A 25,423-nucleotide genomic window follows, 5' to 3' on the forward strand; every position below is an offset into this window, starting at 1 on the left:
GGGGATCGCCTCCTGTATTATTTCTAAAACATAAGTTTTAGCTGATATTTTTATTATACTATGAAACTTGTCCAAATACAACCCAGAGACCAAAATAATTTTAGCAGAGATTTTTGGAAAATTAGATTGCTTTTATCATTATGATTTGATATGATAAGATATGACAGAATTTGATAAAAGACAAATACTGGAGGGAAACTAATATGTTAAAAATTGGCATTGGAAGTGATCACGGCGGCGTGGAACACAAGGCATATTTGAAAGAAGAACTGGAAAAGCAAGGCTATACAGTCATTGACTATGGCACCCAAGCCGGCGTACCGGCCGATTATCCAGATGTGGCAAACACCGTCTGCTCTGCATACCTAAACGGGGATTTTGATCTTGGAATATTGATCTGCGGCACCGGTATCGGCATGAGTATTTCCGCCAACAAAATCCACGGTATCCGGGCTGCCCACGTCACCGACTGCTTCAGCGCTCGTATGGCAAGAGAACACAATCATGCGCAAATTCTCTGTCTGGGACAGCGTATTACCGGCAACGCACTGGCGCTTGAAATCACGAACGCCTTTTTAAATGCCCAGCCCCAAGATGGCCGGCACGCAATGCGGGTGGAAAAAATCATGCGGTTGGAGTCTTAAATTGGCAAAACTGACAAAAGACGACAAACTTCTTTCCGGATATTTTTCTTGCATAATTTTGAATTTGTGATATAATTAACATAATGGGCGAATTTGCCGATTGATATGAAAGGAGCAGAGAAATGAAGTATTCAAGCGAAGTAGAAAAAATGTGTCCGCTTGCCAAGGGCGCATATCACGGCCCGGCGCCGATTCCTCAGGAGGGAAAATGGACGCAGGCAAAAGAAATTAAGGACATATCGGGTCTGACCCATGGTGTGGGCTGGTGTGCACCCCAGCAGGGTACCTGTAAACTGACTCTTAATGTAAAGGAAGGCATCATCCAGGAAGCCCTGGTTGAAACCATTGGCTGCAGTGGTATGACCCATTCTGCCGCTATGGCATCAGAAATTTTGATCGGAAAAACCATTCTGGAGGCGCTCAATACCGACTTGGTTTGTGACGCTATCAACACCGCTATGCGGGAGCTGTTCCTCCAGATTGTATATGGTCGTACCCAGACGGCATTCTCCGAAGACGGCCTGCCCATCGGCGCCGGCTTGGAAGATTTGGGCAAAGGTCTGAGAAGTCAGGTAGGTACCACCTATGCTACCCTGAAAAAAGGCCCCAGATACTTAGAGCTTGCAGAAGGATATATTACCAAAGTGGCTGTAGATGACAAAGACCAGATTATAGGGTATAAGTTTGTTCACTTAGGTAAGATGATGGAAATGATCGGCAAAGGCATGGATGCCAACGAGGCACTCGAAAAAGCCAGCGGTCAGTACGGAAGAGTAGACGATGCGGCTAAGCTGATTGACCCGCGTCACGAATAAGATAGGAGGTATTGAGAATGGCTTTATTTGAGAGTTATGAAAGAAGAATCGATCAAATCAATGCAGAACTGGCAAAACACGGCATCTCTTCCATTGAGGAAGCCAAGCAGATCTGCGATGACAAGGGTATCGATGTATATAAAATGGTCAAGGAGATTCAGCCCATCTGTTTTGAAAACGCTTGCTGGGCTTACATTGTTGGTGCTGCCATCGCAATTAAAGACGGCGTAACCAACGCTGCTGACGCGGCAGAAAAGATTGGTCTGGGGCTGCAGTCCTTCTGTATCCCCGGTTCCGTTGCTGATGATAGAAAAGTAGGCCTTGGCCACGGTAACCTGGGCGCAAGACTTCTGCGTGAGGAAACCAAATGTTTTGCTTTCCTTGCTGGTCACGAGTCCTTTGCGGCGGCAGAAGGCGCTATTGGTCTTGCAAAGAGCGCTAACAAGGCAAGAAAGGAAGATCTGCGGGTTATCCTGAACGGTCTTGGAAAAGATGCGGCACAGATTATCTCCCGTATCAACGGCTTTACCTATGTACAGACCAAATTTGACTATTATACCGGCAAGGTAGAAATTGTAAACGAAACCGCATATTCAAACGGCGAGCGTGCTAAGGTTCGTTGCTATGGCGCGGACGATGTACGTGAAGGCGTTGCTATTATGCACCTTGAGGGCGTGGATGTTTCAATTACCGGTAACTCCACAAACCCAACCCGGTTCCAGCATCCTGTAGCCGGCACTTATAAGAAGGAATGTATTGAACAGGGCAAAAAGTACTTCTCGGTGGCTTCCGGCGGCGGTACCGGAAGAACACTGCATCCTGACAATATGGCGGCAGGTCCTGCTTCTTACGGCATGACCGACACCATGGGCAGAATGCACTCCGATGCACAGTTTGCAGGTTCCTCCTCTGTTCCCGCTCACGTTGAGATGATGGGACTGATCGGCGCGGGCAACAACCCTATGGTAGGTATGACAGTTGCTGTAGCTGTTGCGGTTGCTGAAGCAATGAACAAATAATTCTATCTAAAATGCCAAAAGGCCGTGCGGACTTAAAACAGTCCGCACGGCTCAGACTGTCGAAAAAGTCGTTATACCGCAAGCGAGACGATAAAAATAAAATGCACCTCCTTTTCATAAACTTTATGTTGTCGTATAATATGACGCCGGATTCATCGAGAAACCGGCGTCATTGCTTGCCTTTCCCGCAATCGCTCTCTACCGTACCTTTGTACGCCGACGAAAGCGATTGCGGAAAATCTAACTTCCTTTTTCGGCATCTGCCAGCGTGTCGATACTTTATCGACACGCTGGGCCGTGCGGACTTAAAACAGTCCGCACGGCTTTTTTGTTCGTCAATTATTCCTTCTTTATGCGCGCCCAGCACATCCAAAAATCTTCATTTTTTCTTTGGTTGCCTTTGCAACAGCATTTTTTATTTTAGGCATCAACTCTGTCATACCAAGCCCTTTTTGATAGGCCGTATAAGCCGCATCCGCCGCGGCCTGATTGATATCTGTAAAAATGTTGACCTTGGCAATTCCATTTTGAATGCAGTTTTGAAAATCTTCATCAGAAAGTCCTGAGCCGCCGTGCAGAACCAGCGGGACATCCACTGTCTGGGCAATCTGCTTTAATAACCCAATATTTAGCTGCGGTTTTGCCTGATAGGTACCATGCGCCGTTCCAATGGCTACCGCCAACGCATCCACCTGGGTGCGCTCCGCAAAGACTGCCGCATTTTCCGGATTGGTATATATAGATTGATCTCCTTCCGGCGTTTCCGCACTGCCCACGTGTCCAAGCTCCGCCTCCACAGTAATCCCTGCCGCATGAGCCGCTCGGGTCAGTTCCGCCGTTTCCCGGCAATTCTCTTCAAACGACAGGGCAGAACAATCATACATGACCGAAGAAAATCCCAAATCCATGGCTCTGCGCACCTTTTCTATACTGAGTCCATGGTCAAAATGCAGAACCACAGGCACCTTTGCTCTTTTTGCCATGTCAGAAAGCAACGGCGCCAGTTCTTCCAAAGAGGCACAAGGCAGCAGTATTTCCGCCGTACCAATTATGACCGGTGCACAAAGTTCCTCTGCGGCACAGATAACCCCCTGTGCCATTTCCAAATTAACTGTATTGAACAAACCAACTGCATAGTGTTTTTTCTGTGCGTCCCGAAGCACCTCATTTAAAGTAACTAACATTTCCATTCCTCCCTAAGCAAGCCGATCAATTCGTGGATCAGTAAAAATATCATATTCATCATGGCTGGCAGTGCTGAATTCAGAGACCACAGCTCCTTCTTTCCCGCCTTGAAACCAATGCCGTGTATTTGGATAAATGGTATATTGCTCTCCGGGATGAAGAATCACCTCGTGCCATGCCGTATACCATTCTTCACTTCCCTCCGGAACCACCGCTTTGGGATTGGGTGTTTTTTCCCCCTCTACATACAAATATACTTCTCCATAACGACAGCGAAAGGTTTCTTCTTTTCCTGTGTAACTAGTCCCCGCAACCGGCGCATGCCGATGTTCCGGACAGGTCTGCCCGGGCAAAAGCACCATTTCTTTGGCACAACACTTTTCCGTATTCACATAGGTAACAATAATTAATCCGCTGATACGAGTTTGATGCAAACCAAACCCCGTGATTTCCATCTCTTCTTTTTCCTTTTCCGTCAAAACAATATGGGCGGCATCATATAGCTTCAAAGCCTCTTGTTTTAACTCTTCATATTCTTTTTGGCTCATAAAGAACCCTCCTTTTCTATCCCGTAGGATGCAATAAATTCTTCTATTTGTTTCAGCGGCGGTATACCTGCGGAAGCGCCGAGTTCCATAACGCAGTGTGCTCCCGCCGCATTGGCAAGAATACCACACCGATAAAAATCCTCTCCCCGGGCGATTCCTGTCAAAAATCCCGCGCAAAACGCATCTCCTGCACCTGTAGTATCTTTCACTGTCAATCCGGAAAAAGCGGGAAGCACCTGTGCTTCGCCATGCTGTGGAGAAAGATAGGCGCCATCCTTTCCCATTTTAATTACCAAATTTTTTGCACCACATTTCTTAAAAAAACGAACCATTTCTGATACTTCTGTACAACCACTGAGCTTAACGGCTTCGTCATAGCTTGGCATAAACAAATCCAAATGCGGCAGAACATCCTTTAACTTAGGCAGCCAAATATCTTCAAAATCCCAGCCGGTATCCAATGCCGTATACTTGCCTGCCTCTTGCATCTTCTGTAAAAATGTACCGCAAGGATTTCCGTCAAATCCACTAAGAAGCATTGCGCCAGCAACAAATACAATTTCACATCCATCTGCGGCAGATTCGGGTATATCCTCTGTACAAAACGCTCCGGCTGAACCGGGATAATAAAGAAAACTTCTTTCCCCGTTGCTTTGAACGCATACCACAGATACGGTGGTCTGCGGCGCATCTCTCTGAACCACTGCTGAAATATCCACTCCTGCTTCCTGTGCAGTCTCCTTTACAAAATCGCCAAACCGGTCATTGCCCAATCGGCAGCAAAGCCGTACTGGTACACCAATTTTTGCTAAATCCATCGCCGCATTTGACGCACATCCACCTGTATGGACAGAAATGGATTCTACACTTTGCAAAGTCCCCGGCTCTGGAATGCTGTCTGCCGGCTTTACCATTACGTCAGCCGTCACACTTCCCACACATAAAATTTTTTTCATTCTGCTCCTCCAAAATTTAATTGTAAATTGACTTTACTATTAGTTTTATTATATAATAAAAAAGAAAAATGTCAAGATAAAAATTTTGCTGAATGAAAAGGGGAAAATTATGCAAACAGCCGGCGTCAATGGATTGAATATTAAAAAGAAAAACCGAGGGCTTTTGCTGCGGCTGCTGTCCTGCGGGATCGCAGATTCCCGCGCTGGATTAACCAAAATCAGCGGTTTAACTAAAATGACGGTATCTAATATTATTTCTGAATTTCTACAAGAAGGATATGTGGTTGAAACAGAAATTGAAAAAAATAAAAACCGGGGCTGTAATCCCATGGGGCTGATGATTTCTAAGCGGGCTCCCAAAGCTGTTGCGGTCGCAATTAGCCGGGATAAAGTTGCCGCATGTATCATTGATTTGACCGGAAAGCCGTGCAGTGATATTTATGCACAAATTCTGGCAGAAGAAAGCCCAAAAACATTAGAGCAAAAGCTGATTTCTGTCATCCGTGATGCGCTTGCACAGACCAAAGATAGAATTTTAGGCATTGGCGCCGCCTCCATTGGTCCGGTACACGCGGGCAGCGGTGTAATACTTAATCCAGTAAACTTTTTTGGAATTACCAACTTTCCCCTAAAGCATCTTCTGGAGCAGACCTTTCAGCTTCCTGTTATGGTAAATAATGATATGAACGCCGCCGCCTTGGCGGAAAAACTTTACGGCGCCGGAGCGGCATATGAGAACTTTGTCTATTTGGGCATGACCAACGGTATTGGGGCAGGCGTGATTGCAGACGGCCGCCTTTATTACAACCAAAGCGGCTTTTCCGGAGAAGCTGGGCATATGAGCGTTCAGGCGGACGGCGGCATTTGCTTCTGCGGAAACCGCGGATGCCTGGAACTTTATGCTTCCATTCCAGTTATTACAAAACAGCTCAAACAGGCACTGTCTCTGGAAAGAACGCCAAACCCACATGAATTTTCTACTTTATACCAAATGCCGGCCGGAAAAGAGATTTTTCAAAAAATGGAACATTATTTAACAGCCGGACTGGTCAATCTGGCAAATCTTTTTTCACCGCAGGTAATCATTATTGGACATGACGGCTATTATTTCCCGGAGGAAATGCTTGAGCGCATGGAAAAAAATATAAACCGCCGCGTTTTATTTACAGGCTGGCAAACGGTTCGCCTGCTGCGTTCCTCCTTTGAAAATCAAGCCGCCCTGACTGGCGCGGCCTGCTGTGTATTTCATTCCATATTTGAAGGCTGATGATGGATCTGAAAAAACAATCTGAAAAAAAGATTGCCGCAAACGATAAAATCGTTTGCGGCAGTCTCTTTTTTCTCACGACAATTCAAACATACCAGTATAAAGCTGATAATATTTTCCGCGCTGTGCAATCAATTGATCATGGCTTCCTCTTTCAATAATGACACCATGCTCCAAAACCATGATTGCATGCGAATTTCGAACCGTAGAAAGGCGATGCGCAATTACAAATACTGTCCGGCCTTCCATAAGCCGATCCATTCCCTTTTCAATTAAGGCTTCCGTTCTTGTGTCAATAGAACTGGTAGCTTCATCCAAAATTAATACCGGCGGGTCTGCCACTGCAGCTCGCGCAATGGCCAGCAGCTGACGCTGTCCCTGGCTCAAATTACTACCATCGCCAGTCAATACCGTATCATACCCTTGGGGAAGGTGTCTGATAAACCAATCCGCATTTGCCAGCTTTGCCGCTGCAATCACTTCTTCATCCGTGGCCTGCAAATTACCGTATCGTATATTATCCATTACCGTTCCGGTAAACAAATGCGTATCCTGCAAAACCATGGACAAAGAACGGCGCAAATCTGCTTTTTTTATTTTATTAATATTAATACCATCGTACCGGATTTTACCGTCCGGCACATCATAAAACCGGTTGATCAAATTCGTAATCGTAGTTTTTCCAGCTCCGGTAGATCCTACAAAAGCAATCTTCTGACCGGGTTTGGCATAAAGGGAAATGCCATGCAATACCACTTTATCTGGTTCATAGCCAAATTCCACATTTTCAAATTCCACTGCGCCCCGAACCGGCGTATAAGTTAGCGTCCCATCACTGTGAGGGTGTTTCCAAGCCCACTGACCAGTATGGTGATCCGCTTCATGCACAGTACCGTCTTCATCAATGACTGCATCAACCAAAGTTACATATCCATCATCCACTTCCGGCTTCTCATCCAGAAGAGCAAAAATACGTTCCGCGCCTGCAAGGGCATTTAATATTACATTAAACTGCTGTGACACCTGCGTAATGGGCTGGGCAAACGAGCGGGTATACTGCAGGAAGGAAATCAATGCCCCCAAACCCAAGCTAAAAAATCCCAAATCCCGCTGTCCGGATAAAATTGCCAAACTGGCGCCTATCACTGCGGTTAAGGCATAGTGTACATACGAAAGGTTGTTCATAATCGGCATCAGAATGCTTGCAAAGGTATTGGCACGGGTAGATGCCGTACAAAGATCTTCATTAATCACATCAAAATTCTTTTTACTCTCTTCCTCGTGACAGAATACCTTTACCACTCTCTGGCCCTCAATCATTTCTTCGATATAGCCGTTTACAACACCAATGGCACTTTGCTGACTGCGGTAATACATAGAGCTCTTTCCGCCAACTTTCTTAATTACCCAAAAAATGGTCAGCATCATTAATACAACCAAGATAGTCAAAGGTACGCTTAAAATCAGCATCATGACAAACACACCAATGACCGTTATCGCAGAAGAAATCAGTTGCGGCACACTCTGGCTCATCATATTCCGCAGGGTATCAATATCGTTGGTATAGCGGCTCATAATTTCGCCATGTGTCCGCGTATCAAAATACCGAATCGGTAATTTTTGCATATGAGTAAACATATCCATCCGCATCCGGTACAGGGAGCCCGCTGCTACATTCACCATAACCCGGTTATAAATATAGGTACAAGCTGCACCTGCCACATATATAATCGCAAGCAGCAAAACAATGTGTAACAGACCGGAAAAATTCGGGTTTTGTGCACCAATCAGCGGGACAATATAATCGTCTACAATCGGCTTTAAAAAATAGGTGCCCGCTACCCCCGCACCGGAACTGATTATTACGGCAATGACAACAATAATCAGCTGCCATTTATAAGGACTTAAATAGCTTAAAATTCGAAAAAGTGTTCCCTTTGCATTTTTGGGCTTTTTCATGCCCATGTTTTTATGTGCCGGAGGCATTTACGCCACCCCCTTCTGCTGAGATTCATAGACTTCACGATAAATTTCATTGTTTTTCATCAGCTCTTCATGTGTTCCCACAGCATTGATCCTGCCGTTATCCAGCACAATAATCTTATCTGCATCACTGATAGATGAAATTCTTTGTGCAATAATAATCGTTGTGGTATCCGCCAGTTCGCGACGAAAGGCTTCCCGGATTTTGCTGTCAGTCGCGGTATCCACCGCACTGGTACTGTCATCCAAAATAACAATTTTCGGCTTTTTCAACAGAGCACGGGCAATGCATAACCGTTGCTTTTGTCCACCGGAAACATTCACACCGCCTTGCCCCATTTCGGTATCATAACCCCTTGGGAATGACATAATAAAGTCATGGGCCTGGGCAGCTTTACATGCCTCGATAATTTCTTCATCAGTAGCATCTTTGTTGCCCCATTTCAAATTATCTCGAATCGTTCCGGTAAACAAAACATTTTTCTGTAATACCATTGCAACCTCATTGCGCAATGTTTCCTGTTTATATTCCCGTACGTCCCGACCTCCTACCTTGACGCTTCCAGAGGTAACATCATAAAGCCGGGGAATCAAATGTACCAGCGTAGATTTGGAACTTCCCGTTCCGCCGATAATCCCCACTGTCTCTCCAGAAGCAATTTTCAGATTGATATCTCTAAGCGCACAGCTTGACAAGTCGCCTTTATAACTGAAACATACCTTATCAAATTCAATAGAGCCATCTGCAACCTGAGGATCTCCTTCTGCATCATCCGGAATATCCGGCGTTTCATGCAGAACTTCCACAATACGGCTGACCGATGCCTTAGATATGACCAGCATGGTAAAGGACATTGCCACCATCATCAGCGACATCAAAATCTGATTTACATAGCTGATAAAGCTGACCAAATCACCGGTTCCCATATCTCCGACAACAATCATTTTGCCGCCCAGCCACAATACTGCCAGAATACAGCTGTATACCATCAACTGCATAATGGGCATATTCAGCACCACCAAACGCTCTGCCCTTTTTTGGGTATCCCGCACTGCTGCCGCAGCCTTTTCAAAACCTTCGTTTTCGTAATCACCCCGTACAAAAGCCTTTACCACGCGAATACCAATCAGGTTTTCCTGAATTTTGGCATTCAGAAAATCAAACCGTTTTAGCATGCTCTGAAACCGAGGATAAGCTTCTTTAATGATCAGCGCCAGAACAACACCCAAAATTGGCACAGCAATCAAAAAAATCAACGATAATTCACCGTTGAGTGTGATAGCCATAATAGATGCGGACACGAACATAATTGGCGCCCGAACCATCATACGGATGACCATCATAAAAGCGTTTTGTGTATTTGTAATATCCGTTGTCATTCTGGTAATCAGCGATGACGGACTGAATCTGTCTACATTGGAAAAAGAAAAATCCTGAATCCGGTAAAACATTTTTTTCCGGACTTCCTTACCAAATCCCATGCCGGCAATAGATGCCGTCCAGCCGGCAAAGGCACCGAAACACAAGGACAACAAGGCCATAACCACCATTAGTCCACCCCGGGTAGCCACATAACCGATATCCTTATTTCCGATACCGACATTCACGATATCCGCCATTAACCGGGGGATTGAAACTTCCATGATAACCTCGCCTATAATCAAAATCGGGGTCAAAATTGTCATCCACAAGTATTTTCCGCGAAGCAGTTTTAACAATTCTCTCATACAAATCTCCTATCCGCCGCTGTGCACCGGCACACACCATTTTATAAAAATCTCCTATCCGCACAGCAGGAAATGATAAGAGATTTTATTACCCATGCCTGACACATAAAAAGCTCCAACATGGGCTTTTATTCCGTTATTACAGACTATGTATTGCTTAGATCCGTTTCTGACACCCTTTTTTCTTGCTGTCTTTCATCGCTTCTTTTGTCTGGGTGTCCCTCATCCATGACCTGCCGCATTAAAGAAGAAATAATTTTAAAGTTAATCTCATTTGTTTTCTCACCGGTTATATTCATCGTAATCCTGTCCAAATACGATTGAAAAATCTTAAGTTCTTCTTCCGTCATACCCCGAAACATATTTTGGTCAAACCGATCAAAAATTTCCCGGCTTTTTTCACAGACTTTCCGCCCCGTTTCCGTCAGACGGAGACGTTTTCGCCGCAGGTTATTTTCATCTGCTCTTTTTTCTAAAAGTTTTTCCTGCTGCATTCGTTTCGTAGCCAGGGCGATAGCGGCTGGTGTCAAGGCAAGATCCTCAGATATTTCAACCTGCGTACATTCTTCATGACGGTTAATATATTCCAATATGGGAAGCTGACTCGGATGTAGCTTCAATGCTTCCAATTGCTGCTGCAAATATCTGCGCCGCAAAAGCTGTATCTTTTTCAAGCTTTGGTTAATATGAAAACAGGTTATAGCCAACACTTCACCCCCTTAACAGTTTTGCACTTAACAATTAAGCGTATAACTATTATACGCAGATTTTGATGCTCTGTCAAGTAAAATATCTGGCATTGCTTTGCTGCTTTTTTGGGCATTTTGATAAGTATGGGAAAGAAAAGGTTGCTATCAACAATATAGAAACAGCTCGCCTCAGTCTAATCTGAACGAGCTGTTTGGTTGTCCTCTATTCAAGGATTATTTTGTTTCCTGAATCTCATAGCCGCTGCTGTATCCACCGTTTCCGCTTTCTCTATTTTCTCTTTCTTCTTTGCTTCCTCCACGGTTCTTTTTGCCACTTCTGCGTCTGGATCTTGACCGTTTTTTATTTTTTGAAGCAGTATCTTTGTTTTCTTTATTTCCGTCATCTTCCTTTTTGGTCTCTTGCCCGGAGCCTTCACGTTCTCCAGACAGGAGTTCACTTCCGGCAACCTCCTTTAATTCCGCCACCAATTCTGGAGTCAACTCCTCATAACCTTCATTGCGCAACTCTTCCAAAACTTCTTCAGACCGAAACTCTTCTTTTTTGCTATTCTTTCCTCTTTTTTGTTTGTCCAGCAAACGAAAGTCTCCTAAAGCATAGGTTTCAAATTTCACGAGATCGCCATGTTCATCTGTAAATTTCACTTTCACTTTGCCTTTCAGCGTAGCAGTATCCACTACTGTTCCAATTCCGTCCGCAGTTTCTACCCGATCTCCCTTTTTCGGCATTTTGGCCAGCATATCATCATAAGCATTTTGCTCATACTGCAAACAACACATTAGTCTGCCGCAAACGCCTGAAATCTTAGTAGGATTTAAGGACAATCCCTGCTCCTTTGCCATTTTAATGGACACTGGATGGAAATCGTTCAAAAATGTACTGCAACAAAGCGGCCGCCCACAAATACCAATACTTCCTAACTGCCGCGCTTCATCCCGAACGCCGATCTGGCGCAGCTCTATACGGGTACGAAACACGCTTGCCAGAGATTTGACCAGTTCACGAAAATCAATCCGGCCGTCTGCCGTGAAATAAAACAGAATTTTACTCCGGTCAAAGGTATATTCTGCGCCCACCAGCTTCATTTCCAGCTTGTGCTCTGCAATCTTTGCAGCAGCAATCTCAAAAGCTTCTTTTTCTTTTTGCTTGTTTTCCTCTGCCTGCTTAAAATCAGCCTCACTTGCCCGGCGAATAATAGGCTTGAGCGGCGGTACAATTTCCTGCTCTTCTACCATACGATTGGGAATAACCACCTTTCCCATTTCCACGCCTCGGGCTGTTTCGACCAGCACCTGAACGCCTACATCCAGCTTTTCACCTTTGGGGTCAAAATAATATGCCTTTCCAGTGCCGTTAAATTTAACTCCTATGATTTCTACCATGGATTTCCTCCCAATATTCCAGAGCCATACAATGTACAGCCGCCGGATAATTTACATTCTGACCAATCATACTGCGATACAGCATGGTAATCTCGCAAAACCGAGCCGCAGCCTTTCGGCTGAGCCTTCTGCTAAACGCTTCAATTACTTCTGCCTGATCCGCGTTGACAATTTCTGCCTTGTTTCCACACAGCTTTCTGTGGGCAATGTCCCTGCTAAAAGACAACAACACTTCCAAAATAAATGCTGCATCTGCTTTATGCTGTTTTAAAAATCGGACAAATTCATACAAATCCCGTGCGTTTCCCTCTGCCATTGCCGCCATTTTTTTCATGGCTTCTTCCCTAAGGGCGATCACGCTATCATCCTGCGCCAGCTGAATTGCTTTTCCAATGACGCCACCACTCATGACCGCCAGCTGTCCGGCCCGGGCCGAATCCATTCCCTTTTGCTCTTTCAAATATTCCTCGGTCAGCTGCCGGCCTGCGGGATGCAACCGCAGTATTTGTGCCCGGGAAAGAATGGTTGGCAAAAAAGCATTTGCATTTTCTGCCAACAGGAGAATAGTACAATATTCCGGCGGTTCTTCAAAAACTTTCAGCAAGCTATTTTGTGCCGGAGCCTGCATAGTATCGGCACGGGGCACCACGTAGACCTTGCGTTCTCCCGCATAGGGCCGTATATAAACATCCCGTTTCATACTCCGTATGGTATCTACCAACACATTTTCCTGTTTCTTAGACGGATCGTAAAGCTGATTGGTGACCACCGCAAAATCCGGATGGGATTCCGGATGCTCTGTGTGCAGAATACCGGCGGCAAAAGCCTTTGCTGTCATCATTTTGCCGGAACCTCTTATGCCCTCAAAAATATAAGCATGCCCAATCCGGCCTGTTTCCAGCGTATGCCGCAGCCTCGTTTTTACCGCTTCGTTTCCCTTCAGTTCTTCCAGTGACACCAATCCACCTTCTTCCCAAGCTACCGTTTTATAATTTCTACAGATTCTTCCTCACTATGCCGAAGCAAATACGAAACTGCCGCAGGATCAATTTTTTGTCCGGGAATCAAAACTGCTGCTCCAGGTGGACAAACCGAAACAATCCCTGCAGAAACTTCACCTGATGCATCTCGTATTGGTATCCGTTTCTTTTGCGCATTCCATGCCGCCTTTGGTTCCATTGTCATGACAACCTTCGACAGAGGTTCCGGCGCAAGCGCTGGAACGGAATCTAACCGTGTTCGCGATATCCGTATCAGCGCTTGCTTCAAAAATTCTATTTCCTGCCGTGTATTCGCTGTCGTAATCACAAATACAACATGAAACGCATCCGCCATTTCCGGATAAATATGAAATGTTTCCTGCAATAACCGCTGCATACAATAACCGCTGACGCCCGTTTTTCTGAAATCAACAACCAGCCGCAGGGCATCCTGAGGACAATTTAGCCCTTTGCTGTCCAAAAACTCCAAAACACCGTATTTTCTCACAGTTGCTTTTAGCTCCGCTGTCTGCCGAATACACCGATCCAGCTCCCGAACGCCGTGCCGCTCCATATACATGACCGCCTCATCCAAGGAGGTCATTAACAGATAAGAGGGGCTGGTGCTCCGTACCAGCCGCAGAGCCTGCGCCACTGCGTCCCGGTCAATCAGAGAACCCCGTCCCACATGCAAAAATGCGGTTTGTCCCAAAGCAGGCAAGGTCTTGTGCGCACTCTGCACACAGATATCTGCCCCAAGAGAAAGCGCTGTTGCCGGCAACTCCTCATGAAACGCGAAATGCGCGCCATGCGCTTCATCTACAATCAAAAACTTTCCGCTGTTATGCAGGCACATGGCAATCCCCCATATATCGGAGCATATACCATAATAGGTGGGGCTGGTGATCACAGCCCCTGTAATATCCGGATTTTCATCAATTGCAGATTTTACCATTGCCGCCGTAATTCCAGTATAAACGCCCAGTTCCGGGTCAAAGCCGGGATACACAAACACGGGGCGAAGTCCTGCCAGAACCAACGCCGCAATCACCGCCTGATGACAGCTTCGGTCTACCAAAATTTGATCGCCGGCCTTGCAGGCAGCCAGCACTGCGGCATGCAGTCCGCCGCTGGATCCGTTGGTCAGGTAAAAGCTGGTGCCGGCACCAAATGCTCGTGCAGCCCGCAGCTGTGCTTGCCGAAGAATTCCAGTTGGGTTTTGCAGATCATCCGTTTCAGAAAATTCGGTCACATCCAGCAAAAAGCCATCCCGTTTCAATCTTTCGCTCAGTCCTTTGCCGTTTTTGTGTCCGGGAATATGAAAACTCACCTGATCCTTTTGATGAAATTTTTTTAATTCATGATACAGTGACATAGCACACCCCGTTTTTTTATTTAAAAGCGGATTCCTTTGCGGATATACTCCACCAAATCATCAATTTTAACTCTTTCCTGCTCCATGCTGTCCCGATGTCGTATGGTCACACTGCCGTCTTCCTCGGAATCAAAATCATAAGTAATGCAAAACGGCGTGCCAATCTCGTCCTGGCGGCGATACCGTTTTCCAATACTTCCCGCTTCATCGTATTCACACATAAATTCTGCGGCCAGCATATGATAGACTTCTTGCGCTTTTTCCGAAAGTTTTTTAGACAATGGCAAAACCGCCGCCTTAATTGGCGCCAGCGCCGGATGAAAATGCATTACAGTACGCACATCATTACGTTCTGCATCAATGACCTCTTCATCATATGCCTCTACCAAAAACGCCAAAGCCACACGATCTGCGCCAAGTGACGGTTCAATGCAGTACGGCACATACTTTTCCCCGGTTTCGGGATCGTTGTACTCCATCTTCTCGCCGCTGTGCTGGCTGTGCTGTTTTAAATCAAAGTCCGTCCGGTCGGCAATGCCCCACAACTCGCCCCAGCCAAAGGGGAACATAAACTCAATATCTGTGGTAGCATTGCTGTAATGGGACAGTTCTTCCTTTTCATGATCCCGAAGCTTGATATTCTCTTCGCTGATACCCAGCGAGAGCAGAAAATGCTTGCAGTAATCCTTCCAGTAACTGAACCATTCTAAATCGGTGCCCGGCTTACAGAAAAACTCCAGTTCCATCTGCTCAAACTCTCTGGTGCGGAAGGTAAAATTTCCAGGGGTGATTTCATTACGGAAAGATTTCCCGATCTGTCCAATACCAAACGGTATTTTTTTTCTGGAAGTCCGCTGTACATTCTTAAAGTTCACAAAAATGCCCTGTGCTGTCTCTGGACGAAGGAAAATTTCATTTTTGCTGTCTTCGGTAACACCCTGAAAGGTTTTAAACATCAGGTTGAATTTGCGGATATCTGTAAAATTATGCTTGCCGCAATTGGGGCATGCAATTTGATTTTCTTCAATAAATTGCAGCATTTTTTCGTCTGACCATCCATCCGCCGACTGCCCCGTAGCATCTTCAATCAGCTTGTCTGCCCGAAACCGGCTTTTACACTCCTTACAATCCATCAGCGGATCGGAAAAACCACCCACATGGCCGGAAGCCACCCAGGTCTGCGGATTCATCAAAATAGCTGCATCCAGCCCCACATTATACGGGCTCTCCTGCACAAATTTTTTCCACCAGGCCCGTTTTACGTTATTTTTAAACTCAACTCCCAAAGGGCCGTAATCCCATGTATTTGCCAACCCTCCGTAAATCTCGGAGCCCGCGTATACAAACCCGCGGCCTTTGCAAAGCGCAACTATTTTATCCATGGTTTTTTCCGTATTTTTCATCATCATCAACCTTTCCGAACGCGGCTGGCTGCCGCGCCCCGCATCGTAATTTTATGTCTCTATAGACTATTACTTTTTATTATAATATATTTTCAAGCGAAATTCAAGCATTATTCAAGGAAAGGGCAAATTTTTCCCCTTTCCCTGTTTTTCCTAAAAAACGGGCTATTTTGCAGACAACCTGCATAGAATATACAAAAACGAAAAAGGTGAAAAATATGCTCAATTACATATGGGGCGGCATGATCCTGCTTTCCCTGATTGTCTCTTTGTTTACCGGCCGGATAGAAGAAACTGCCGCGGCAGCTGTAACCGGCGCAAGCAGTGCGGTAGAAATCAGCCTGACTCTTCTTGGTATCATGTGTCTTTGGGGTGGGCTTGCCAAAATTGGCGAGCGCGCGGGGCTGATCGACCTGCTGGCGCGCTTGCTTCACCCGCTTCTTCGCCTTTTATTCCCGGATCTTGACAAGCAAAGTCCTGCCCGCGGGAAAATTATTTTAAACATAACAGCCAATCTGCTGGGCATGGGAAACGCAGCCACTCCTTTGGGCATTGACGCGATCCGAGAATTAAACCGGATCAGTCCAAAGCCCGGCTCAGCTACCAATGCCATGTGCATGCTGGTGGTGTTAAACACGGCTTCTATACAGCTCTTACCCACCACACTGCTCTCCCTGCGGCAAACCTTTGGTTCCTCTGCTCCGGCAGAAATTATCATTCCCATCTGGCTGACCAGCATCTGTGCCCTGATTGCCGGAATTACCGCGGCAAAATTACTGGAAAGGAGATATCCGTTGTGACCCAAATTTCTGCCATGGCTGTTCCAGCTGTCATTGCCCTTTTTATTGGAATGGGGCTATATAAAAAAGTAGGGGTGTACGACTGTTTTACCGAGGGCGCCGGTTCCGCTCTCAAAAGCATGACCGGTATCCTTCCGTCTTTGGTTGGGCTCATGGCGGCCATTCATATGTTCCGGGCCAGCGGCGCGCCGGAGCTTCTGGCCGATTTCCTTTCCCCCCTGCTCAGCCGGCTGGGAATGCCGGCCGACGTGCTTCCCCTGGCTCTGCTTCGGCCCATTTCCGGCAGCGCTTCCACTGCCATGGTGACGGACATCTTTCAAACACTGGGGCCGGATTCCCTGGCTGGAAAAATTGCATCTGTCATGATGGGCTCCACCGAAACCACCTTTTACACCGTAGCCGTCTATTTCGGCGCAGTGGGGGTTAAAAACACACGACACACCTTGATTGCCGCACTGACAGCCGATATCACGGGCATCATTATGTCTGTCTTGATTACCCAATGGCTTTTATAACTTATCTGGCTTAAAAGACGTGTTTCTTTTCCTAATCAAAAAAGAAATTTTTATTTTTTTTAAATTATTGCTTGCATTTTTCAGAAAAATAGTGTATACTATTTTTTGCGCAGAAAAGCAAGTGCCTTTTGGGCAGATTTTTTCTAATATTTTTAAAAATCAAATCGGGGTGTGGCTCAGTTTGGTAGAGTACCTGAATGGGGTTCAGGTGGCCGCTGGTTCGAATCCAGTCACTCCGACCACATCGGAATGGACTTTGCTCCATTCCGATTTTTATTGGTACAAAAAAAGGCACATCTGAATTATCATTCAGGTGTGCCTCAGCGTGTCGATAAAGTATCGACACGCTGACAGATGTTGAAAAAGGAAGTTAGATTTTTCGTAATCGCTTTCGTCGGCGTACAAAGGTACGGTAGAGAGCGATTGCGGAAAAAGCAAGCAATGACGCCGGTTTCTCGATGAATCAGGCGTCATTTTTGCGGAAAGGAAAAGCAATTTTGCGGTCAACATAAATGCCCGGGGAGCCTTCGGGTACAGGGCTCCCGCAAAACTGCTGGTTTTGCGGGAAAGAGGAGCGGCAGCCGATAACGTGAAGCCGTATTTTCAAAAAAATGCGGCAAACCAAGAGGCTTGCCGCGACGAAGATTGCGGTATAACGACTTTTTCGACAGTCTGAGGCACATCTGAATTTATCATTCAGGTGTGCCTTTCTTGACATCTTAAGATACCAATGATGTATTTACCCGCTTTACCAAAATTTTTTCTTCTTCATAATCCACAGGCAAAAAGCAACAATAACCAGACTAATCACAATAACAGCGGGATAGCCATACTTCCAACTCAGTTCAGGCATTCCCTTAAAATTCATTCCATACCATCCTGCCACCAGTGACAAAGGCAAGCAAAGCGTGGTCACTACTGTAAGAATCTTCATAATTCGGTTTTGCCGAATATCCACCTCTGCCTGAAACAACTCCCGTATCTGAAGGCAATATTCCCGGAGCAGCTGTGATTCGTCCCGCAGCCGTTTTAAACGTTTTTCCAACATATGCATCAATCGCCGTTCACTGCTGGAAAAAACCCCGTTTTCCTCTTCTTCTAGTTCACTTATCATAACGCCGAGCTGAGAATAATAGCGAAACCAGGCCATTGTTTTTTTGCGCATAGAAGTCAGGAGCACACCAAAACGATTCAGGTCCCCGGCCAGGATTTGATCTTCCAGCTGTCCAAGCCGGTCTTCCAACTCTTCTAAGTGGTGCGGATCTTTAATCAGTAAAAAATCCAGCAGCTCATAAAAAAATCTGCCCGGCCCATTTTCCTGCCGCTGCCTTTCCTGGGCCAGCCGTTTCACAGCAGAACGAATCACGCCGCAGTCATCGCAAAGCACCAAATGCGTTTTGGTCAGCAGATAACCAAAAGCAATCCGCTCTCCCTCCTTGGTATGCCGCGGGGTAAACACCGTGCCGCAAAGGCAGTCCCGGCGGCCTTCGGCCTTGCAGTCCATGACATCTCTTGCAAGGGGTGTATGATGAAGCACCGTCTCCAGTCCAGGCAAAGATCGAGTATGAACCAGTTCATCACTGGTCAGAATCACCAATATCTGCGTCTCTGCCTGTGATAAGCCATCTAACCGTTTCATAATATGGTCCAGTGCATACACCTCCATGATAATACCTCCTTACAAAATGAAAAGCCTTTATGATACAATAATTGTATCATAAAGGCCGAAAAATAACAAGACTTCTTTTTGTCCACTGCCCAATAACCACTGCCTTGGGCAAGCATTCCATTTTCTATTTTCCGCCTAACAAAGTGCAAAGCCGGCGGGCGGCCTCTTTGGTATCCTCTGGACTTCCAAAAGTAGAAAATCGAAAATACCCCTCTCCGCAAGCACCAAAGCCTTCTCCCGGCGTGCCCACCACCTGGATTTCCCGCAGCAGATAATCAAAGAATTCCCAGCTGCCCATCCCTTTTGGGCACTGCATCCAAATATAAGGGGCATTTTTTCCACCACAGTACCAAATACCACATTGGTCAAGGGCTTCCATCAATACTGCGGCATTCTTTTTATACACCTGAATGTTGGCACGCACTTCCTGCTGGCCGCGGGGTGTAAACACAGCCGCACCGCCCTTTTGCAAAATGTAAGATACGCCGTTTGTCTTGGTGGTTCGGTTCCGCACCCACATACTGTTGATATTTAATCCGCCCCGCTCCAATTCCTTAGGAATGATGGTATAGCCCAAACGGGTTCCTGTAAAGCCTGCCGTTTTGGAAAGAGAACAAATTTCTATAGCACAGGTGCGGGCCCCATCCAGTTCAAAAATGCTATGGGGCAAATCAGGCTCTTCGATAAACGCCTCATATGCCGCATCAAACAGGATAATGGCTCCTTTTTGATTGGCATAATCTACCCATTTTTGCAGCTGTTCCCGGCTGAAAACGGCACCCGTTGGGTTGTTGGGGGAACAAAGATAGATTAAGTCCGCCTTAAGATTCTCATCCGGCTCCGGCAAAAATCCGTTTTCCTTGCTGGAGGCCAAATGAATGATTTTTCTGCCTTCCATGATATTGGCGTCCACATACGCAGGATATGCCGGTTCGATCACCAAAGCATTGCTCTCGGGACAGAATAAATCCAGAATGTCTCCCAGCTCGTCACTTGCACCACTGGATACAAACACCTCCTGGTCAGAGATGGTCACCCCCCGTTTGCCGTAATACTCCGCCACAGTCTGGCGCAAAACAGGCGCACCGCACTCTGGCATATAGCCGTGAAAACTCTCCTTTTTTCCCTGATCCTCCACCGCTTCCCGAAGCGCCTCGATCACTGCACCGCACAGCGGCAGAGATACATCGCCGATGCCCATGCGGTAAAGGTGCTGATCTGGATTCTCTTCCAGATATGCTTTTGTCTTTTGTGCAATATTATAAAACAAATAAGATTCTTTCAGATCCGCATAATGAGTATTTAATTTTATCATAGGTCAGCCTCTCCTTCGTATATGGTTTCTGCCGGGCCGGTCATGCGCACTGCCGCATCAGACCCAACCTGGATTTTCAGTATGCCTCCGTCCAGCTGCACCGATATGGGCGAGTCAAAGCGACAAAATCCCTTTTTCACTGCTGCGGCCGCACTGGCACAGGCCCCGGTGCCGCAGGCCATGGTAATGCCGCTTCCTCTCTCCCACACCCGCATCCGCAGGCTGTCTTGTCCCAGCACCTCAACAAACTCTACATTTACGCCGCCGGGAAAATCAGGATGATGCTCTATCTTTGGCCCAATTTCAGCCAGCGGCACCTGGCTGACATCTTCCGTAAAAATGACCGCATGAGGATTCCCTACCGACACCGGAAGGTATGTTATCTCCTGTCCGTCTATACATAGTTTTTTTTCTTCCTCTGCTATGGCCTTTCCCATATCCACCGAAACGCTTTTCACCTTTCCTCCGCTGACCTGCAAATCAAGAGTACGGATTCCGGACAGGGTTTCTACGGTCAGCCGCTTTTTATCGGTATATCCTTTGTCATAGACATATTTTCCTACGCACCGAATCCCATTGCCGCACATTTTTGCCTCGCTGCCGTCTGCATTAAAAATCCGCATTTTGAAATCAGCAACCGTCGACGGTGAAATCCAGATCATGCCATCCGAACCGGCTCCAAAATGCCGATCTGACAGCTTGATCGAAAGGGCTTCCGGGTCTTTCGGCTCTCCATAAACATACAAATAATCATTGCCCAATCCATGCATTTTTGTAAAGCGCATATTTAATCCTCCTGTTCATTGATGGCAGAAACGCCAATGGTTACTTCCTCCAGTACGTCCAAAAGAACCCGAACCGTATCTAATGAGGTAAGCATGGTGATATTATTTTGGCTGGCACACCGCCGTATTGCGGCACCGTCCTCATAGTGCACCCCGGAAAATACCGCCCGGGTATTGACCACGTAACTCACATAACCTGCACGAATGGAATCAAGAATTTCCTCGCTTCCCTCACTGAGTTTTCGCCGCACCCGTGCCTTGATGCCGTGCTTCTGCAAAAACGCTGCAGTGCCTGCAGTGGCTTCCAACCGGAAACCCATCTTGTAAAACCTCTGTACCAGTGGAAGAGCCTCTTCCTTATCCTCATCGGCCAGAGTCACTACCACTGTCCCATAATTTTGCAGCTTGATCCCCGATGCCAGCATAGCCTTGTACATGGCCCGGTGCAGCTTTTTATCATAGCCGATCGCCTCCCCAGTGGATTTCATCTCCGGTGACAAATAGGAATCCATGCCGCTGAGCTTGGAGAAGGAAAAGGCGGGCGCCTTGACATAATACCGTTTGGGTTTTTTCGGCGGGGCTTGGGTCAGCCCCTGTTCCTTCAGGCTTTTTCCCAAAATTACTAGGGTTGCAATATCTGCCAGAGCATAACCGCTGGCCTTGGAAAGAAAGGGTACCGTTCTGGAAGACCGAGGATTGACCTCTATGATATACACATCATCCTTATCATCCACAATAAACTGGATGTTAAACAATCCCACAATTCCTATGCCAAGCCCCAGCTTTTTGGTATAATCATAGATGGTGTTTTTCACCTTTTCTGAAATGCTGTACGGCGGAAATACGCTGATGGAATCGCCGGAATGGATTCCGGTTCGCTCTACCAGTTCCATGATGCCCGGCAAAAAAACATCTTTTCCATCACAAACCGCATCCACTTCAACCTCTTTACCCCGAATATATTTATCCACCAGCACGGGACGGTCCTCATCAATGGCAACCGCGGTTTTTAGGTAATGCCGCAGTTGATCCGGCTTCGCCACAATCTGCATAGCCCGCCCCCCCAGTACGAAACTGGGACGAACCAATACCGGATAGCCAATTTCCTCCGCCGCTCGAATTCCCTCCTCGATGTCTGTGACCGCCCGGCCTTTAGGCTGAGGGATATTCAGCTCGGAAAGCAGTTTTTCAAAGGCTTCCCGGTTTTCCGCTTTTTCAATAGCGGCACAATCAGTCCCAATGATTTTTACGCCCCGCCGGCGCAGGGGCTCTGCCAAGTTCACCGCCGTCTGTCCGCCCAATGCCGCAATGACGCCTATAGGCTGTTCCAGTTCAATAATATTAATGACATCCTCGGCACACAGGGGTTCAAAATACAGCTTATCAGAACAGGTATAGTCCGTAGAGACCGTCTCAGGATTGTTGTTGATGACAATGGCCTCATATCCGGCGGCTCGAATTGTTTTGACTGCATGAACGGTAGAATAGTCAAATTCCACCCCTTGCCCAATCCGTATCGGCCCGGAACCCAGCACCACTACCTTCTGTCTGTCTGAGCGCTTTGATTCGTTTTCTTCTTCATAGGTGGAGTAAAAATAGGGGATATAGCTGGCAAACTCCGAAGCACAGGTATCCATCATCTTGTATACTGGGAAAATTCCTGCCTGCTTTCGCATGGCAAAGATTTCCGTTTCCTCCCGATTCCAAAGCCAGCCGATGGCCCCGTCTGAAAAGCCCATACGCTTGGCTGCCCGCAAAACCGAAAGGCTATCTGGATTTTTTTTCACTTCCTGCTCCATAACAACAATATTCTTCATTGCTTCAATAAAAAACCGGTCAATGGACGAAGCCGCCATAATTTCCTCCACCGGACAGTCCAGACGCAGTAACTGAGCAATAGCAAAAATACGGTCTTCTGTTCCGTCCTTGATGTATGAAAGGAGCGCCTCCTTGGTCATGGAATCAAACCGAGAATGATACAGATGATTCACCCCAGTTTCCAGAGACCGCACCGCCTTGAGCAGGCTTTCTTCCATCGTTCTGCCTATGCTCATAACCTCGCCGGTGGCTTTCATCTGGGTACCCAGCACATTGTCCGCATCGGTAAATTTGTCAAAGGGAAACCGAGGGATTTTAGTCACCACATAGTCAAGAGCCGGTTCAAAGGAGGCCGGTGTATTGGCAATGGGAATCTCATCAAGCGTCATACCAATGCCGATCTTTGCCGATACCCGGGCAATGGGATAGCCGCTGGCCTTGGAAGCAAGAGCAGAGGACCGAGACACCCTTGGGTTGACCTCGATCAGATAATACTGAAAGGAATGAGGATCCAGCGCAAACTGTACATTACATCCTCCTTCAATTTTCAGCGCCCGAATCACCTTGAGCGCACTATTTCGCAGCATCTGGTATTCCCGGTCCGTAAGCGTCTGTGACGGGCAGACAACAATAGAATCCCCGGTGTGTACGCCGACAGGATCCAGATTTTCCATATTACAAATAGTGATTGCCGTGTCGTTACTGTCACGGATCACCTCATATTCAATTTCCTTATATCCTTTAATGCTTTTTTCAATCAACACCTGACTGACCGGCGAACATTTCAGCGCATTTTTCATCAGCGGCAGAAATTCCTTTTCACAATCCGCAAAACCGCCGCCGGTACCACCCAGGGTAAAGGCTGGCCGAAGCACCACTGGGTAGCCAATTTCCTCCACGGCAGCTAAGCCCTCTTCCATAGATTCTGCAATACAGGAAGGCAAAACCGGCTCTCCCAGGCTTTGACACAGTTCCTTAAACAACTCCCTGTCCTCCGCCTGTTCAATACTGCTGCTTTTGGTTCCCAAAAGCTCTGTACCACACTCTTTTAAAACACCTTTTTTCTCCAGCTGCATGGCAAGGTTGAGTCCTGTTTGACCACCAATGCCGGGCAAAATGGCGTCAGGGCGTTCATAGCGGACAATTTTTGCCGCATACTCCAGATTCAGTGGCTCCATATACACCTTATCCGCCACCGACGTATCGGTCATGATGGTTGCGGGGTTGGAGTTGCACAAAATGACCTCATAGCCCTCCTCTTTCAGGGCAAGACAGGCCTGCGTCCCCGCATAGTCAAATTCGGCCGCCTGACCAATCACAATGGGACCGGAGCCAATTACCATTACCTTTTTGATGTCTGTCCGCTTAGCCATTGTTCTTTCCCTCCTCCATCAGTTTCATAAAACGGTCGAACAAATATCCGCTGTCCTGCGGACCCGGGGCGCTCTCCGGGTGATACTGTACGCCAAACACTCTATCCTCTTCACAGCAAACACCCTCCAGCGTCTGATCCAGCAGGTTGACATGGGTGGCCCGCAGCGGTGTTGCCGCAAGGCTGTCGGCCTTTACCGCATAGGAATGGTTCTGGGAGGTGATTTCAATTTTGCCTGTTGCCAAATCCCGTACCGGATGGTTCCCTCCATGATGGCCAAATTTCAATTTATAGGTCTTTGCCCCATAAGCCAAAGCAATCATCTGAAAACCAAGACATATTCCAAAAATAGGATATCTGCCCCGGAGTGCCTTTACTGTTTGGATGGTTTCCGGTACATCCTCCGGATCCCCGGGACCATTAGACAGGAAAATGCCGTCCGGACCAAGAGCCGCGATCTCCTCCGGCGGCGTGTCATACGGTACCACAGTGACCCTGCATCCTCTTTGGGTAAGCCCGGCTAAAATCCTTTGCTTCATCCCGCAGTCAATGGCGGCCACATGGTATTTTTCTTCTGTGCCCGGCAATACATATTTCTCTTTACAGCTAACTCTGCTGACCGCATCATGAGGCCGGCTGTACCCCTTCAGCAGGGCAAGCCCCTGCTCTTTTGAAGTGGAGATTCCTGTAATCAGTGCCTGACAACTGCCCTCATCACGAATCACCCTGGTTAATTTTCGGGTATCAATTCCGGAGATTCCCGGAATCTGATACCGCTTCATCACCTCAGACAGGGTGGCGGTACTTCTGAAATTAGACGGCACATCCCTGTAATCCCGCACTGCAAGCGCACCAATTGCCGGGATCTTAGATTCATAATCCTCCTCCGCCATTCCGTAATTTCCAATCAAAGGATAGGTCATAACCACAGTCTGGTCTGCATAAGATAAATCCGATAAAATTTCCTGATAACCAACCATGGAGGTATTAAATACCAATTCACATATCCGCTCTGTTTCCGCACCGAAGCCGTATCCGCAATATTCCTGTCCGTTTTCCAAAATTAATTTCCTGTTTTGCTCCATCACCATATTCCCACCTCGTATGCCTTTTCCATTTTCTCTGTTTCTATTTTCTTCCAAATCCTGCATTCCAT

At 46.9% G+C, this 25,423-nt stretch carries 20 protein-coding genes, 1 tRNA gene and 1 pseudogene; 7 read left to right on the top strand and 15 right to left on the bottom strand.

The annotated features are described in order from the left end of the window. Positions 1-203: 203 nt before the first annotated feature. The 3 genes from rpiB to INF28_RS00520 all read left to right on the top strand — a co-directional run bounded on the left by rpiB (position 204) and on the right by INF28_RS00520 (position 2,478). Positions 204-644 carry a ribose 5-phosphate isomerase B gene (gene rpiB, locus INF28_RS00510; RefSeq protein WP_226391508.1) on the top strand — a complete coding sequence of 147 codons (441 nt, stop codon included), beginning with the start codon at positions 204-206 and terminating at the stop codon, positions 642-644. Positions 645-766: 122 nt separating this feature from the next. Then, the gene (locus tag INF28_RS00515; protein ID WP_226391509.1) at positions 767-1,459 is read left to right on the top strand and encodes an iron-sulfur cluster assembly scaffold protein; all 693 of its coding nucleotides are present in this window, start codon (positions 767-769) and stop codon (positions 1,457-1,459) included. Positions 1,460-1,476: 17 nt separating this feature from the next. Beyond that, positions 1,477-2,478: a GGGtGRT protein gene (locus INF28_RS00520; RefSeq protein ID WP_226391510.1), complete on the top strand. Its 1,002-nt coding sequence runs from the start codon at positions 1,477-1,479 to the stop codon at positions 2,476-2,478. A gap of 350 nt (positions 2,479-2,828) precedes the next feature. On the opposite strand, the gene INF28_RS00525 is transcribed toward INF28_RS00520, so the two are convergent. Genes INF28_RS00525 through INF28_RS00535 form a run of 3 tightly spaced genes read right to left on the bottom strand, consistent with a single transcriptional unit; the run spans position 2,829 to position 5,167 of the window. Next, positions 2,829-3,662 carry a class II fructose-bisphosphate aldolase gene (locus tag INF28_RS00525; protein WP_226391511.1) on the bottom strand — a complete coding sequence of 278 codons (834 nt, stop codon included), beginning with the start codon at positions 3,660-3,662 and terminating at the stop codon, positions 2,829-2,831. A gap of 12 nt (positions 3,663-3,674) precedes the next feature. Continuing rightward, positions 3,675-4,211, bottom strand: coding sequence for a D-lyxose/D-mannose family sugar isomerase (locus INF28_RS00530; RefSeq protein ID WP_226391512.1), 537 nt, complete (start codon positions 4,209-4,211; stop codon positions 3,675-3,677). Continuing rightward, positions 4,208-5,167: a carbohydrate kinase family protein gene (locus INF28_RS00535; RefSeq protein ID WP_226391513.1), complete on the bottom strand. Its 960-nt coding sequence runs from the start codon at positions 5,165-5,167 to the stop codon at positions 4,208-4,210. The genes INF28_RS00530 and INF28_RS00535 overlap by 4 nt, the downstream gene beginning before the upstream one ends. Before the next feature lie 85 nt (positions 5,168-5,252). Here INF28_RS00535 and INF28_RS00540 point away from each other — a divergent pair, with 85 nt between their 5' ends. Then, a complete protein-coding gene (locus INF28_RS00540) occupies positions 5,253-6,434 on the top strand; it encodes an ROK family protein (RefSeq protein WP_226391514.1) in 1,182 nt (393 codons plus the stop codon). 75 nt (positions 6,435-6,509) lie between these two features. On the opposite strand, the gene INF28_RS00545 is transcribed toward INF28_RS00540, so the two are convergent. From INF28_RS00545 to INF28_RS00575, 7 genes and pseudogenes are all read right to left on the bottom strand, one after another. Then, a complete protein-coding gene (locus tag INF28_RS00545) occupies positions 6,510-8,420 on the bottom strand; it encodes an ABC transporter ATP-binding protein (protein WP_226391515.1) in 1,911 nt (636 codons plus the stop codon). Then, complete coding sequence (locus INF28_RS00550; protein WP_226391516.1) at positions 8,421-10,145, bottom strand: ABC transporter ATP-binding protein; 1,725 nt, start codon at positions 10,143-10,145, stop codon at positions 8,421-8,423. 146 nt (positions 10,146-10,291) lie between these two features. Further along, complete coding sequence (locus tag INF28_RS00555; protein ID WP_226391517.1) at positions 10,292-10,852, bottom strand: MarR family winged helix-turn-helix transcriptional regulator; 561 nt, start codon at positions 10,850-10,852, stop codon at positions 10,292-10,294. Between the two features lie 630 nt (positions 10,853-11,482). Continuing rightward, a pseudogene (locus INF28_RS00560) lies at positions 11,483-12,235 on the bottom strand (PSP1 domain-containing protein); the annotation flags it as partial. Further along, positions 12,213-13,193 (bottom strand): DNA polymerase III subunit, encoded by a 981-nt coding sequence (locus tag INF28_RS00565; protein WP_226391518.1) that lies wholly within the window; start codon positions 13,191-13,193, stop codon positions 12,213-12,215. The pseudogene INF28_RS00560 and the gene INF28_RS00565, both read right to left, overlap by 23 nt. 20 nt (positions 13,194-13,213) lie before the next feature. Then, positions 13,214-14,590 (bottom strand): aminotransferase class I/II-fold pyridoxal phosphate-dependent enzyme, encoded by a 1,377-nt coding sequence (locus INF28_RS00570; RefSeq protein WP_226391519.1) that lies wholly within the window; start codon positions 14,588-14,590, stop codon positions 13,214-13,216. Positions 14,591-14,610: 20 nt separating this feature from the next. Next, a complete protein-coding gene (locus tag INF28_RS00575) occupies positions 14,611-15,996 on the bottom strand; it encodes a glycine--tRNA ligase (RefSeq protein ID WP_226391664.1) in 1,386 nt (461 codons plus the stop codon). A gap of 215 nt (positions 15,997-16,211) precedes the next feature. Between INF28_RS00575 and INF28_RS00580 the strand changes: the two genes are divergently transcribed. From INF28_RS00580 to INF28_RS00590, 3 genes are all read left to right on the top strand, one after another. Further along, complete coding sequence (locus tag INF28_RS00580) at positions 16,212-16,793, top strand: nucleoside recognition domain-containing protein (protein WP_226391520.1); 582 nt, start codon at positions 16,212-16,214, stop codon at positions 16,791-16,793. Next, entirely contained in the window at positions 16,790-17,308 is a 519-nt protein-coding gene (locus INF28_RS00585) for a spore maturation protein (RefSeq protein WP_318961688.1), read from the top strand. Before INF28_RS00580 ends, INF28_RS00585 begins: the two co-directional genes overlap by 4 nt. Before the next feature lie 165 nt (positions 17,309-17,473). Beyond that, a tRNA-Pro gene (locus tag INF28_RS00590) sits at positions 17,474-17,550 on the top strand. 506 nt (positions 17,551-18,056) lie between these two features. Here INF28_RS00590 and INF28_RS00595 read toward each other — a convergent pair. From INF28_RS00595 to carA, 5 genes are all read right to left on the bottom strand, one after another. Then, a complete protein-coding gene (locus INF28_RS00595; protein WP_226391521.1) occupies positions 18,057-18,974 on the bottom strand; it encodes a magnesium transporter CorA family protein in 918 nt (305 codons plus the stop codon). A 127-nt stretch (positions 18,975-19,101) separates the two neighbouring features. Further along, positions 19,102-20,292, bottom strand: coding sequence for an LL-diaminopimelate aminotransferase (locus INF28_RS00600; RefSeq protein ID WP_226391522.1), 1,191 nt, complete (start codon positions 20,290-20,292; stop codon positions 19,102-19,104). Then, a complete protein-coding gene (gene dapF / locus INF28_RS00605) occupies positions 20,289-21,077 on the bottom strand; it encodes a diaminopimelate epimerase (RefSeq protein WP_226391523.1) in 789 nt (262 codons plus the stop codon). The genes INF28_RS00600 and dapF overlap by 4 nt, the downstream gene beginning before the upstream one ends. Positions 21,078-21,079: 2 nt before the next feature. Continuing rightward, positions 21,080-24,268 (bottom strand): carbamoyl-phosphate synthase large subunit, encoded by a 3,189-nt coding sequence (gene carB / locus INF28_RS00610; protein WP_226391524.1) that lies wholly within the window; start codon positions 24,266-24,268, stop codon positions 21,080-21,082. Then, positions 24,261-25,418, bottom strand: coding sequence for a glutamine-hydrolyzing carbamoyl-phosphate synthase small subunit (carA, locus tag INF28_RS00615; protein ID WP_404815127.1), 1,158 nt, complete (start codon positions 25,416-25,418; stop codon positions 24,261-24,263). The genes carB and carA overlap by 8 nt, the downstream gene beginning before the upstream one ends. Between the last annotated feature and the right edge of the window lie 5 nt (positions 25,419-25,423).

The sequence above is a fragment of the Ructibacterium gallinarum genome (genome assembly GCF_014982785.1).
Taxonomy (GTDB): Bacteria; Bacillota; Clostridia; order Monoglobales; family Monoglobaceae; genus Ructibacterium; species Ructibacterium gallinarum.

Coding starts and splice junctions, on each gene's coding strand:
- rpiB (WP_226391508.1), top strand. CDS start 204: ATGTTAAAAATTGGCATTGGAAGTGATCACGGCGGCGTGGAACACAAG.
- INF28_RS00515 (WP_226391509.1), top strand. CDS start 767: ATGAAGTATTCAAGCGAAGTAGAAAAAATGTGTCCGCTTGCCAAGGGC.
- INF28_RS00520 (WP_226391510.1), top strand. CDS start 1,477: ATGGCTTTATTTGAGAGTTATGAAAGAAGAATCGATCAAATCAATGCA.
- INF28_RS00525 (WP_226391511.1), bottom strand. CDS start 3,662: ATGTTAGTTACTTTAAATGAGGTGCTTCGGGACGCACAGAAAAAACAC.
- INF28_RS00530 (WP_226391512.1), bottom strand. CDS start 4,211: ATGAGCCAAAAAGAATATGAAGAGTTAAAACAAGAGGCTTTGAAGCTA.
- INF28_RS00535 (WP_226391513.1), bottom strand. CDS start 5,167: ATGAAAAAAATTTTATGTGTGGGAAGTGTGACGGCTGACGTAATGGTA.
- INF28_RS00545 (WP_226391515.1), bottom strand. CDS start 8,420: ATGCCTCCGGCACATAAAAACATGGGCATGAAAAAGCCCAAAAATGCA.
- INF28_RS00550 (WP_226391516.1), bottom strand. CDS start 10,145: ATGAGAGAATTGTTAAAACTGCTTCGCGGAAAATACTTGTGGATGACA.
- INF28_RS00570 (WP_226391519.1), bottom strand. CDS start 14,590: ATGTCACTGTATCATGAATTAAAAAAATTTCATCAAAAGGATCAGGTG.
- INF28_RS00575 (WP_226391664.1), bottom strand. CDS start 15,996: ATGATGAAAAATACGGAAAAAACCATGGATAAAATAGTTGCGCTTTGC.
- INF28_RS00580 (WP_226391520.1), top strand. CDS start 16,212: ATGCTCAATTACATATGGGGCGGCATGATCCTGCTTTCCCTGATTGTC.
- INF28_RS00595 (WP_226391521.1), bottom strand. CDS start 18,974: ATGGAGGTGTATGCACTGGACCATATTATGAAACGGTTAGATGGCTTA.
- INF28_RS00600 (WP_226391522.1), bottom strand. CDS start 20,292: ATGATAAAATTAAATACTCATTATGCGGATCTGAAAGAATCTTATTTG.
- dapF (WP_226391523.1), bottom strand. CDS start 21,077: ATGCGCTTTACAAAAATGCATGGATTGGGCAATGATTATTTGTATGTT.
- carB (WP_226391524.1), bottom strand. CDS start 24,268: ATGGCTAAGCGGACAGACATCAAAAAGGTAATGGTAATTGGCTCCGGT.
- carA (WP_404815127.1), bottom strand. CDS start 25,418: ATGCAGGATTTGGAAGAAAATAGAAACAGAGAAAATGGAAAAGGCATA.